Annotated in this window: 11 protein-coding genes; 5 read left to right on the forward strand and 6 right to left on the reverse strand. The window is 71.7% G+C overall.

The annotated features are described in order from the left end of the window. The first annotated feature begins 171 nt into the window (after window positions 1-171). Window positions 172-3,162, forward strand: a complete 2,991-nt coding sequence (locus tag AWQ68_RS04035; protein WP_066934806.1) for an AfsR/SARP family transcriptional regulator — start codon at window positions 172-174, stop codon at window positions 3,160-3,162. A 286-nt stretch (window positions 3,163-3,448) separates the two neighbouring features. On the opposite strand, the gene AWQ68_RS04040 is transcribed toward AWQ68_RS04035, so the two are convergent. Then, window positions 3,449-4,939, reverse strand: a complete 1,491-nt coding sequence (locus AWQ68_RS04040) for a DUF7059 domain-containing protein (RefSeq protein ID WP_066934817.1) — start codon at window positions 4,937-4,939, stop codon at window positions 3,449-3,451. Between the two features lie 85 nt (window positions 4,940-5,024). On the opposite strand from AWQ68_RS04040, the gene AWQ68_RS04045 reads away from it, so the two are divergent. Continuing rightward, complete coding sequence (locus AWQ68_RS04045) at window positions 5,025-5,342, forward strand: hypothetical protein (RefSeq protein ID WP_066934821.1); 318 nt, start codon at window positions 5,025-5,027, stop codon at window positions 5,340-5,342. Here the strand turns inward: AWQ68_RS04045 and AWQ68_RS04050 are convergent. Beyond that, window positions 5,329-5,919, reverse strand: a complete 591-nt coding sequence (locus tag AWQ68_RS04050; RefSeq protein ID WP_066934824.1) for a TetR/AcrR family transcriptional regulator — start codon at window positions 5,917-5,919, stop codon at window positions 5,329-5,331. The two genes, AWQ68_RS04045 and AWQ68_RS04050, sit on opposite strands and share 14 nt — an antisense overlap. 138 nt (window positions 5,920-6,057) lie before the next feature. Between AWQ68_RS04050 and AWQ68_RS04055 the strand changes: the two genes are divergently transcribed. From AWQ68_RS04055 to AWQ68_RS04065, 3 genes are all read left to right on the forward strand, one after another. Beyond that, entirely contained in the window at window positions 6,058-6,546 is a 489-nt protein-coding gene (locus AWQ68_RS04055; protein WP_066935576.1) for a winged helix-turn-helix transcriptional regulator, read from the forward strand. Window positions 6,547-6,581: 35 nt separating this feature from the next. Further along, window positions 6,582-7,400, forward strand: coding sequence for an SURF1 family cytochrome oxidase biogenesis protein (locus AWQ68_RS04060; protein WP_084463626.1), 819 nt, complete (start codon window positions 6,582-6,584; stop codon window positions 7,398-7,400). Between the two features lie 81 nt (window positions 7,401-7,481). After that, window positions 7,482-8,678: an amidohydrolase family protein gene (locus AWQ68_RS04065; protein ID WP_066934827.1), complete on the forward strand. Its 1,197-nt coding sequence runs from the start codon at window positions 7,482-7,484 to the stop codon at window positions 8,676-8,678. On the opposite strand, the gene AWQ68_RS04070 is transcribed toward AWQ68_RS04065, so the two are convergent. From AWQ68_RS04070 to AWQ68_RS42015, 4 genes are all read right to left on the reverse strand, one after another. Further along, entirely contained in the window at window positions 8,646-8,996 is a 351-nt protein-coding gene (locus tag AWQ68_RS04070) for a YkvA family protein (RefSeq protein WP_066934830.1), read from the reverse strand. The genes AWQ68_RS04065 and AWQ68_RS04070 overlap by 33 nt on opposite strands. A 237-nt stretch (window positions 8,997-9,233) precedes the next feature. Beyond that, window positions 9,234-10,349, reverse strand: a complete 1,116-nt coding sequence (locus AWQ68_RS04075; RefSeq protein WP_066934833.1) for a TIGR04500 family putative peptide maturation system protein — start codon at window positions 10,347-10,349, stop codon at window positions 9,234-9,236. Window position 10,350: 1 nt separating this feature from the next. Further along, window positions 10,351-11,337 carry an MvdC/MvdD family ATP grasp protein gene (locus AWQ68_RS04080; RefSeq protein WP_084463627.1) on the reverse strand — a complete coding sequence of 329 codons (987 nt, stop codon included), beginning with the start codon at window positions 11,335-11,337 and terminating at the stop codon, window positions 10,351-10,353. A 105-nt stretch (window positions 11,338-11,442) separates the two neighbouring features. Further along, complete coding sequence (locus AWQ68_RS42015) at window positions 11,443-11,595, reverse strand: hypothetical protein (protein WP_157544858.1); 153 nt, start codon at window positions 11,593-11,595, stop codon at window positions 11,443-11,445. Window positions 11,596-11,631: the final 36 nt, after the last annotated feature.

The following is an 11,631-nucleotide window of genomic DNA, read 5'->3' on the forward strand; positions in this document are numbered from 1 at the left end:
CCGCAGGGGCCATGCTCGATGTCCACAGCATCACTCGCCGGACTTGTCACCCGATCAACGGACAATCAACGCTTCGATTAACGACTCGGACGCTCCCTATTGGCCCGGTCTTCGCGCATCTATCATTTGGGCAGGAAACTTCCCATTGAATATGCGTATGGAGACGACGTAATGGCAGGTCGCGCCACCGGGGACGGTCTGCGCTTCGCGATCCTCGGCCCCGTCCTCGCCTGGCGCGACGGGATCGAGCTCGATCTCGGCACGCCCCTGCAACGTTCCATCCTCGCGATGCTGCTGCTCAGGCAAGGCCACCCCGTCACACCGGACGAGATGATCGACGGCATCTGGGGCGAGGAGGCGCCACCCCGGGCCCTCGGAGCGCTGCGGACATACGTGTCGCGGCTGCGCACCGTCCTGGAACCCGGCCGCTCGCCGCGGACCCCGCCCGAGTTGATCACCTCTGTGGGCCGCGGCTACGCGCTGGTCCTCGGCGCGAGCGGGCTGGACCTCGCCGACTTCCAGCGCCGCGCCGCCTCCGCCGACGCCGCCCGGCAGGCCGGACGTACGCGCGACGCGGCGGAGGCGCTGCGCGCGGCCCTCGGCCTGTGGGCCGGAGAGCCGCTGGCCGGCGCGGTCGGACCGTACGCCGAGCGGCAGCGGGACCGGCTGGCCGAGCGGCGGATGACCGCCGTCGAGACCCTGATGGACCTCGACCTGGAGCTCGGACGGCACGCCGACGTCGTGTCCGAGCTGGTCGCGCTCACCGCCGACCATCCGCTGCGCGAGCGGCCGCGCGCCCAGCTCATGCTGGCCTACTACCGCTGCGGACGGCAGGCGGACGCCCTGGCGGTGTTCACCGAGACCAGGCAGGCGCTGATCGACGAGCTCGGCATCGAGCCCGGCGCCGACCTGACCACCCTGCACCGGCGCATCCTCGCCGCCGACCCGGCGCTGTCCATCGCCACGCCGTCCTTCGCGGAGACCTCCGACGCGACGCCGGAGGCGGCGAGCGGGAAGCCGGCCGCGGAACAGGGAGCGGCCGTCGAGATGCCGCGGCCCGCCCAGCTCCCGGCCGCCGTCACCGACTTCACCGGGCGCGCCGCGCTGGTCAGCCGGCTGCTCGCGCTGCTCGCCGAGGACGAGGGCGTGCCGGTCGCGGCCATGTCCGGCATCGGCGGCGTGGGCAAGACCGCGCTCGCCGTCCACGTCGCCCATCTCGCCCAGGACCTGTTCCCCGACGGCCAGCTCTACGCCGACCTGCGCGGCTACGGCGCGGAGCCGACGCCGCCCGAGACGGCGCTGGTCGCCTTCCTGCGCGCGCTCGGCATCCCGGTCGACGTCATCCCTGACGGCCTGGCCGAGCGGTCCGCGCTGTTCCGCTCGCTGCTGGCCGAGCGTCGCATGCTCGTCCTGCTGGACAACGCGCGCGACGCCGAGCAGGTCGAGCACCTCCTGCCCGGGTCGGCCGGGTGTGCCGCCGTCATCACCAGCAGGGGCAAACTGGCCGACCTGCCCTCGGCCCGGCTCGTCGACCTCGATGTGCTGGAACCCGACGAGGCGCTGTCGCTGTTCGCCGCCGTCGCCGGCCCCGACCGGGTCCGGGCCGAGCGGGCCGCCGCCATGGACGTGGTCGCCGCCTGCGGCTTCCTGCCGCTCGCCGTACGCATCGTGGCGGCCAGGCTCGCCGCCCGTCCCTCGTGGACGGTCGCCTCGCTCGTCCCCCGGCTCGCCGACGAGCGCCGCCGCCTCGACGAGCTCAAGATCGGCAACCTCGCCGTGTCCGCCACCTTCGCCCTCGGGTACGGCCAGCTCGACCCGCAGCAGGCGCGGGCCTTCCGGCTGCTCTCCCTGCCCACCGGATCGGACATCTCCGCCCTCGCGGCCGCGGCCGTCCTGGACATGCCGCAGGGTCCGGCCGAGGACCTGCTGGAGTCACTCGTCGACGCGAGCCTGCTCGAAGCCCCCGCGCCGGGGCGGTATCGGTTCCACGACCTGCTCAAGCTGTTCGCCCGCAGGCAGGCCGAGGACGCCGAGGAGCCCGCCGAGCGGACGGCCGCGCGGCGCCGCCTGCTCGGCTTCTATCTCGCCTCGGCCAGGTCCGCACACCGGCTGGCCTACGAGGGGAGCGCGATCGCCGACGCCCTCACCGACATCGGGGTGCCCGGCCACACGTTCTCCTCCGCCGACGAGTCGGTCGCCTGGCTGTCGGTCGAGGCCGAGGACCTGTTCGCCGCGATCGGCCAGGCCGTCGAGTCCGAGAGCCTGCTGCTGCCCGCCGCCGACCTGCTGCTCGCGATGGAGCCGCTGCTGGAGTCCGGCACGAGCAGCCGGGAGTTCGAGCAGCGGACCCGGGCCGTCCTCGCCGCCGCCCGGCGGGCCGGTGAGCGGCACGGCGAGATCCGCTGCCGCTACGTCCTCGGCCGCGTCCTGTTCGGGATGAACCGGCTGGACGAGGCGGAGCGCCAGTTCCAGGAGGCGCGCGCGCTTTCCCTGGAGACCGGCGACCACATCGTGCTCGGCGAGACGTACAACGCGCTCGCGGTGGTCGCGGGCCGCCTGCGCCGCCACACCGAGGCCCTGGAATGGTTCGGCCGGGCGACCGAGGTCTACCGCGAGGTCGGCAACCCGGCGGGCGAGGCCCTCGTGCTGAGCTACTCCGCCCGCGACCATCTCGGACTCGGGCACGTCGAGGAGGCCATCGCCGCGTCCGAGCGCGGCCTGGCCATCTTCACGGAGATCGGCAGCGGCGCCGGCGTGGCGCGGGCCCGCTACCACCTCGGCATCGTCCTGTCCTACGTCGGCAGGCTCAACGAGGCGGTCGTCCACCACGCCGAGTGCCTGAACTTCTTCCGCGCGAGCGACCAGCGGGTGTGGGAGCAGCGGGTCTGCTACCGCCTGGCCGCGACGTTCATCGCCGCCGGGCGCTTCGCCGAGGCGTCCCGGCACGCCGAGCGCGCCCTCTCCGTCAGTCGCGAGATCACCCACCCGTACGGCGAGGCGCAGTCGCTGACCGCGCTCGGCAAGGCGCAGTGCGGCATGGGCGACAAGGCGCGGGGCAGGGAGGCGCTAGAGAAGGCTCTCGGGCTCTTCATCCGGCTCGGCTCCCCCGAGGCCGACGACGTCCGCGCCCTCCTCCTGGACCTCGACCGGGTCGACGCCTAGGTCGGCGGGCACGCCGACGTTCGGATCGATCCGCAGATCGTCGTCCAGGTGCGTCATGCGGACGTGATTGATCACCCTCGACCACTTTCATCAGGGGGAGCCTCGCGGCGGACAGAAGACCCGGCCGGCCGCCTGACCGCCACCTGGCGCAGGGGGCCCGGTTATCCGGAGCGCCAGGTGACGGCTCGCCGCCTATCTCGACGGCCGGCCGGGTGGCGACCCGGATCTCGAACCCCCCAGATCCGAGTCGACGCCCCCAGGGTGGCGACCCGGGGTCAACATCGGATCAACGCGTGTTTGCAGCCGTACCGGCGATGCGGAAGAACCCCTCGGCGATCAGCGGGCGCAGCGCGGCGGGCGCCCGGTCGAGCAGCTCCCGCTCGTCGTCTCCGGTGAGCTCGGCGATGGCGGCGAGCAGGGGGCGCAGCGGCAGCTCGCCGTCGCACACCCCGGCGAGCGCCGCCTCCACGGTGCCCACGGTCGCCGCGCGGTGCAGCCCGGCGGTCTGACGCAGCACGATGCGCGACGGATGATCCGCGCCGGGCGGGCCGACCCGCTCCTCCACGACGCCTTCCGCGACCGCCAGATGAGCGTCCAGCAGCTCCTCGTCGCCGATCCGGTGCGCGACGGCGACGCCGTCCAGCACGTCCGGCACGTACGCGCCGACCGGGAGCTCGACCCGCTGCGAGAGCTCCTCCACGCGGACGACCGGGTCCATCGCGCCCGAGTTGTGCAGCGAGATCCAGCCGAACCCGACGCCGACGACGCCGAGCGACTCGAACCACGCCAGCCACTCGTCGTAGTGCTGCCGGTAGGCGGTCGTCCCCTGCTCGGCCGCGTCCCGCAGCCACAGCTCGACGTACTCCGCGGGATCCTGCACGTCCCGCTGCACCACCCAGCCGTCGCAGCCGGTGCCGGTGAGCCATCCGCCCACGCGGTCCTGCCAGTCCTCGCCCTTCAGGTGCAGCCAGTTGGCGAGGAACCGGCCGTGGCCGTCGGGGTTGAGGTGGCGCGGCACGCGGTGCAGCATCTCGCGGCAGAAGCCGTCCGCGGGGAAGCCGGACTCGCGGTAGGTGAACCGCCCCTCCGGCGAGATCACGAAGGGCGGGTTGGAGACGACGAGGTCGAACCGCTCGTGCTCGACCGGCTCGAACAGCGAGCCCGCTCGCGCGTCGACGTCCTCCACGCCGGACAGCCGCCAGCTCAGCTCGGCCAGCCCGACCGCCCTCGGGTTCACGTCGGTGGCGACGATCCGCCGGGCGCGACCGGCGAGGTGGAGGACCTGCACGCCGCATCCGGTGCCCAGGTCGAGCGCGCTCTCCACGGGCGGCGTCCAGGCGAGCTGGGCCAGGTTCGCCGAGGCGCCGCCGGCCCCGACGACGTGGTCGCGCCGGAGCGCGGGGTCGCCGGGCCGTACCTTCCGGTCGGAGACCACCCAGGCGAGGCGATCGCCGCCGACGTCCCACGGCTGGAGGTGCACGGTCGCCTGTACGGCGTCGCCGACCCTGACGGCCAGCCCGGCGTCGATCAGGTCGGCGAGCGGGAGGTCCGCGGCGGCGGTGCTCACCGGGACGCCGAGCCACCACAGGCGGATCAGGGTGCCGAGCGGGTCGTTGTCTCGGGTCGCCCGGAGCGCGGGAACGAGTTCCTCGCGCGCCAGCGCGGCGGCGGCCACGCCGCCCAGCCGCTCTCGCACGCCGTCGATGGTGTAGCCGGACTCGGCGAACCGGTCGCGGAGCCGGTGAACCAGATCGGAAGGCACGTGCACAGAGGAAATCTATCCCTGTAAGTCCACTGCAAGCCGCCTTCAAGGCCCCGGACCTATCTGTTGACTAATCCACCTGGTCCGGGAGGAACCCACGATGATGCTTCCCTGCCTGGCCTGCGAGGCGCGGTTCGTCCCGGACGACTACTTCGGTGCCTGCCATGACTACAACCGGGGCCGGGACCTGGTCGCGTGGACCTGCCCGCGCTGCGGCAACAGGGACGAGATCCGGGTGCTTCCCGGAGAGCTGGGCTTCGGCTACCGCTCGCACGGCCGGTACGACGTGCTGGACCGGATCCGGGTGCCCGGGATGAGCCGCAGACGGCACGACCTCAGACTGGACATCTCGCTCGACAGGCGGGTGTGGCGGGTGCCGACCCGCGTCCTGACCGTGCGGACCGCTACGCCTGCTTGAGGCTGTTCCAGGCGGCCTCGCACAGGCTCTTGATCTCCTCCTCGGTCGGCTGGTGCGCGCCCGCGAACCACAGGCGGCACATCTCCTGCGCCGGGCCGAGCCACAGCACGTAGCACATGGTCGGCGGGACGGGCTGCAGCAGCCGGGCGTTCATGTGCGGCTTCCACCAGTCGGAGACCTGCCGGAAGAACGCGCGCCTGGCGTCGGCGACCTCGGGGCCGCCGGGCTCCTCGCGCCGCGGCGGGCGCTCGCTGATCAGCAGCCGGGCCCGCTCCGGGTGCTCTCCGCACCACGACATGTGCAGGGCCACGATCGCCTCGATGCCGCCGCGGGCCTCCTCGTGGCGCGTGAGCTCGGCGAGGAACGCGTCCTGGTACATCTGCAGGGTTTCGGCGTACAGAACGCCGAAAACGTGTTCTTTACTGGCGAAGTGGTGATAGAAACTACCCACGCTGACGCCGCTCTCCTCGCGGAGGCTGGCGAGGGTCGTGGCGGAGACACCGTCCTGGCTGAAGCGGCGCAGGGCGCCTTCGATGATCCGGCTTCTGCCGTCACGCCCGTTCTTTCCGGTTCTCACCCCCCAATGGTGACCTAACAGAACCTTGTTCTGCAAATACGGCACCCTTTCTACCTCGATCGATCTCGATCTCGCCCGACCTGGGTACGCCTTTTAGACTGAGCGGAGGGGCGAGAGGGATGACCTACGATGCGTGACATGTGGCCCTCCCGGGTGGACAACTGCTCCATCGAGCGGACCCTCGCCGTGGTCGGCGAGAAATGGACCTTCCTCGTGCTCCGTGAGGCCTTCTTGGGGATCCGCCGGTTCGGCGACTTCCAGGCGGCGACGGGCGCGCCCCGGCAGGTGCTCAGCGCCCGGCTCTCCCGCCTCGTCGAGGAGGGCATGCTGCGCAAGGCGCCCTACCAGGAGCCCGGGCAACGCCAGCGCGACGAGTACCGCCTGACATCCAAGGGCATGGATCTCTACCCGATCCTGGTCGCGCTGATGCACTGGGGCGACCGCCACCTCGCCGACCCCGAGGGCCCGCCGGTCTCGCTGACCCACCGTGACTGCGGCGCGCCGGTGGCCCTCCGGCTGACCTGTGACGAAGGCCACGAGCTCCCCGGACCGTGGGCCGTCGCCCCGCTCCCCGGCCCCGGCGACCGTTCCGGGCGGCTGAACTCGCCCGACGGACGGGACCGGTAACGAGACCACTCCCTCCCCTGCCTACGCTGGATGGCGTGTACCGGTTCCTGCTGACCCGCCGCTGGCTGGGCTTCCACCTGCTGGTGCTGATCCTCATCCCCACGTTCTTCTTCCTGGGGAAGTGGCAGCTCGGGCGGTACGAGGAGCGGTCGGCGGCCAGCGAGCGGGCCACGGCCAACCTGAGCAGCGCGCTCGTCCCCCTCGACCGGCTCGACAGCGTCGGCGGAACCGTCCCGGACGCGGTCAAATACCGCCCGGTCACCGTGACGGGCGCATACGACTCGTCCCACGAACTGCTCGTACGGCGCCGCCCTCAGAACGGCCGGGTCGGCTTCTACGTGATCACCCCGCTGGTCACCCCCCAGGGCGCGGTCCTGGTCAACCGCGGCTGGGTGCCGGCGGGCGCGACGGCGGATTCCCGGCCCGACGTACCCCCTGCTCCGACCGGCCAGGTGACCGTCACCGGACGGCTCAGGCCCACCGAGACGGAGGACACGACCGGCATCAGGAACCGCACCTCCGGGCTGCCCGCGGGTCAGGTCCTGCTGATCAACACGGCCGACATCGGCACCGCCCTGCCGTACCGGCTGTACGGGGGGTTCGTCGAGCTGACCGGGCAGCAGCCCGCCGTCGACCCCGCGCCCGAACCGGTGCCCGCGCCCGACCTCGGCGGAGGCGGCGGGCTCAACCTGGCGTACGCGGTGCAGTGGTGGCTGTTCATCGGCGTGGCCATCGGCGGCTGGTTCCTTCTCATCCGGCGCGAGGCGCGTGATCTCGCGGCCGCGGGGGCTGACAACGAGGCGTCAGGAGAGGGCCGGAAAGAGGATCAGGCAGAGGTTCGCACCCAGCCCTGAAGCGCCTGGTGAACGAACGGATACCAACCGGAGACCTCGCAGCTTGTTAGGTGTTATTCCTTGGCTCTACGGTTTACTCCTGTGACTACGCCGCTGCATCCCGACCCAGAGCCGAGGCGGCGGGACTATGTGATCATCTCCGCCGACGATCACCTGATCGAGCCCCCCGATCTCTTCGACGACCGCCTCCCGGAGAAGTACAAGGACCTCGCTCCCAAGATCGTGGAGACGGAGGCCGGTCACCAGGTCTGGCGGTACGGCGGGGCCACCTACCCCTGCGCGGGGCTCGACGTGGGCGCCGGCCTGCCCAAGGAGCAGTGGACGCTCGACCCGGTCCGCTTCGAGGACATGCGGCCCGGCTGCCACGACATCGAGGCCCGCATCGAGGACATGGACCTAGCCGGGATCTGGGCCGCCCTGTGCTTCCCCGGCATGCTGGCCAGCCAGTCCGGCATGCTGTTCGCCAAGACGCGCGATCAGGAGCTCGGCCTGGCCCTGGTCAAGGCGTGGAACGACTGGCACGTCGACGTGTGGGCCGGCACCTACCCCGAGCGGATGATCGCGCTCCAGCTGCCCTGGCTGCCCGACCCCGACGTGGCCGCCAAGGAGATCCGGGCCAACGCCGCGCGCGGTTTCAAGGCCGTGGTCTTCCCCGAGTTCCCCACCCGGCTGCGGCTGCCGTCCATCCACAGCGGCCACTGGGACCCGTTCTTCGCCGCCTGCGAGGAGACCGGCACCGTCGTGTGCCTGCACACCGGCGCGTCGTCCTGGGCGCCCGTCCCCTCGCCGGACACCCCGATCGAGGCGATCACCACGCTGATCCCGGCGAGCGCGATGTTCGCCTGCGCCGACTGGCTGTGGTCCGGGGTCCCGCTGCGCTTCCCCTCGCTGCGCATCCTGATCGTCGAGGGCGGCGTCGGCTGGCTGCCCATGCTCGCCGAGCGCGCCGACTACGCCCTGGACCACCCCGTCGCCGGCGAGGCGAGCTGGGAGGGCGGGCTCAAGCCGAGCGAGGTGCTGCGGCGCAACTTCTTCTTCGGCACGCTCGACGACAGCGCGCTCAGCGGGGTCCGGCTCGCCGTCGGCATGGAGCACGTCCTGCTGGAGAGCGGCTACCCGCGCGCCGAGTCCTCCTGGCCCGACACCCAGCGGACGGTCACGCGCAACCTCGGCACGCTGCCCCCCGCCGACCTCGCCCGGGTCGCGTACGGCAACGCCGCCCGGCTGTTCGGCCACCCGCTCCCGTCACGGGCGTGGCTGCTCGCCGAGCGGCTTTAGGCCTTCACGCTCCCACTCGACGTACCGGCCGCTCGCGACCAGCAGCGACGACATCAGCCAGATGAAGACGCCGAAGTCGTCGACGATGCCGATGCCGACCAGGAAGTCCGGGATGGCGTCGATGGGCGAGATGATGTAAGCGAGGCCGACCGCGAACATGCCGATCTGGCCCTTGCCGAGGTGCGGATAGTTCCCCTTGAGGGTCCCCCGGATCATCCGGGGCACCGCCTTGAGCCGGGCGCCGAGTCCGGGGGAACCGGGCTTGGCCACCTCCCGGTAGGCGCGCCAGGTCGCCGCCGCACGTCCTGCCTTCGCCATGAGGCCACCTCCAGCGGGCATCCTGCCCCTTTTGTCGTCTCATTAACGTTCGGCGGTCTTACGGCGGTTCCAGCTGCCCCTGCGGGCCTTCAGGTACAGAAGCTCGTGCGCTGTCCGCAAACGTTCACCGGGATCGAGGGAGCGGAAGGGAGCGAAGGCCCAGCGAAGCGGGCTTCGTGAGGACCGGAGGTGCCTTCCGGCGAAGTGACCGACCCGTCCGAGGTTGGGAGACCCCCATTAGACACGCAGGGCGGCGGTGAGTTCATCGGTACGAGGCCGGCTGCCCCAGAACCACTCCACGTGGGCGTGCCGCCGTCGCTCCGCCAGCCACTCATCGAAGATCCGCCGCTCGACGAGCCCGCGGGTCACCTCGTCGAGCACCGCCGGTTCCAGGGCCAGCACGCTGACCACGCAGAAGCCGCCGTCCGGGAGCCGCGCGGGTCCGAGCACCTGACCGGCTCGCGCATCCGTCGCCGGTACGCCGAAGAGCGCGACCAGGTCGTCCCTGCTGTTCGCCTCCATGCGGCAGGTGGCCACGCCCGCCAGCGCCTCCTCGGCCGCCAGCGCGACGGCATTGGATCGTTCCTCGCCATCGACCCGCACCGCCTCGGCGCTCCCGGTGGGTCCGGCCGGTCGCCCCGCACGCAGGAGATCGGCGACGGCCTCGGCGCGATCGGGGTCCGCGTACCGCAGCCTGACCACGCGTAGCCGGTCGAAGCGCTCGCGATGGGCGGCGAAGAAATCCTCCACCCGCCCTTCGGCCACCTCCCCGCGCAGATCGGCCACCGCCGCCTCGTTCGCCACGATCTCCTCCAGGCGGGCGTGGCTCAGACCGCGCTCGGCCATCCACTCCCTCACCACCTGCGCGGTCAGCAGTCCCCGCGCCCGGCGGAAGGCGTCCATCGCCTCTTGGAGCCGGCCGCCGGACAGATCGGTCCGCCGGGTGGCCAGTTCCTGTTCGACCAGGGCCGCGTTCATCAGCCGCCTGGCGAGACCGGTGTCCTCCCACAGCGCGTCGAGGATCGAGACGGCCCGCTCCATCGTGATGTCGACGCCGTTGACGCGCAGGACGAGCTGCTCTCCGGAGCGCTGGGTCGCCCGCAGTGGCCAGGGGATCACCCGGTCCGGCGCGAAGGCCAGCGAGACGGTCCCCTCTGGCGCGGGGAACAACAGGTCGTAGTGGTGGTCGCCGGTGGCGGCCTCGCGCTGCCACAGCAGCCGCATCCTGGTCCGGGGGTAGCGGGCGCGCAGGTCCGGCAACAGCTCCTTGGCCTTCTCCGGCGGCACGCCGTCCAGCCCGTGCAGCCACCGCAGGGCGTCGTCCAGGAGATCGGGGGGCATCGTCGGGGGCATGTCAGGCTCCTTCCAGCAGCAGGTCGCACAGGGCTTCGCTGATCGGCAGGCCGGTCCGCTCCTCGATCCACAGCCACTGGCCGTTGGGGTTGATCTCCAGGAACACGTACCGGCCGTCCGGAGTCAGGACCAGATCGAACGCTCCGAAGACCAGCCCGAGACGGTCGGTCATCGCCAGGCACAGGTCGGCGATCTCCTCCGGCAACCGATGCACGGCGTAGGGTGTCGCCCCGAAGTCGTACCGGCGCCAGTCCACGCTGGACCGGTTGCTGTTCTGGGAGTGGATCTCGGCCGCGAACACCCGCCGGCCGACGACGGTGACCCGGAGTTCCAGCCGCTTCGGCACGTACGCCTGGGCGATGACCGGGCAGAACCGCAGCGCCTCGGCGTAGGCGGTGTCGCGGGCGGAGACGAGATCGCACTTGCGGATGACCGTGTGGCCGGCCTCGAGGTTCTCCACCCAGGGCAGGCCCAGGGGTTTGGTGACGATGTGCCCGTCATGGCGGTTGTGGAAATCCCACAGGGCGTCCGCCTGGGTCGCGATGAGCGTCTCGGGGATCTCGAATCCCAGCTCGGCGGCGAGGACGAGCTGGGACGGCTTGTGCGCGGCACGCCGGAACACCGACTCGCGCGCCGGCACCGCACGGCAGGGTACGTGCTCCCACAGGTCCGTGATCAGGTGCACGCTCTCCTGGGCGGTGTAGGCGGCCACCGAAGGATCGATGATCGCCGGGTGCGCCCGCGGCGGTGTCGGCCGTCGCCACCACAGCGCGGTGAGCGAGTCAAGGTCGAGGGTGCCGGACTCGGTGTGCAGCAGCCGCCGGGCGAGCCCGCGAGCGGTGTAGGCGAGTTCGACATGGGCCCGGGTGAGATAGTCCCCGTTGTCGAAGACGCCGGTGCGGGCACCGCGTACGGTCAGCAGGCGCCGGATGTGGTCGGCGTGCGGATCCTGGTCGCGGGTGAGGACGAGAACATGCGGAGGTGACACGGGATCTCCTCGGAGAGTGGCCTCCAGGGGCCGCTCCATGGCGGATCACCGGACGTGAGGACGGCGCGTCCTCACGTCCGGCTAAAGACGGCTACGACCGACGGCTCACTGGTCGGGGCAGCAGATGCCCGGCGGGTCGTAGTACTCCCCCGTCACGACGGACGGCTGACCGCCACTGATACCGCTCAGCGCGCTCTCGTCCAGTTCCGTGCCGGCCGGGGCGATGTCGCCGAGTTCGGTACGCGGTGCCACGTTCATGGAACCTTCCTCCTTTCCTTGGGAAAGCGGTGACGT

It is taken from the genome of Microtetraspora fusca, from assembly GCF_001570365.1.
Taxonomy (GTDB): domain Bacteria; phylum Actinomycetota; class Actinomycetes; order Streptosporangiales; family Streptosporangiaceae; genus Microtetraspora; species Microtetraspora fusca.

What these genes read in the sequence shown, in the direction of transcription:
- AWQ68_RS04035 (WP_066934806.1), top strand. Translation starts at nt 172, where the DNA reads ATGGCAGGTCGCGCCACCGGGGACGGTCTGCGCTTCGCGATCCTCGGC.
- AWQ68_RS04045 (WP_066934821.1), top strand. Translation starts at nt 5,025, where the DNA reads ATGATGCTTCCCTGCCTGGCCTGCGAGGCGCGGTTCGTCCCGGACGAC.
- AWQ68_RS04055 (WP_066935576.1), top strand. Translation starts at nt 6,058, where the DNA reads ATGTGGCCCTCCCGGGTGGACAACTGCTCCATCGAGCGGACCCTCGCC.
- AWQ68_RS04070 (WP_066934830.1), bottom strand. Translation starts at nt 8,996, where the DNA reads ATGGCGAAGGCAGGACGTGCGGCGGCGACCTGGCGCGCCTACCGGGAG.
- AWQ68_RS04075 (WP_066934833.1), bottom strand. Translation starts at nt 10,349, where the DNA reads ATGCCCCCGACGATGCCCCCCGATCTCCTGGACGACGCCCTGCGGTGG.
- AWQ68_RS42015 (WP_157544858.1), bottom strand. Translation starts at nt 11,595, where the DNA reads ATGAACGTGGCACCGCGTACCGAACTCGGCGACATCGCCCCGGCCGGC.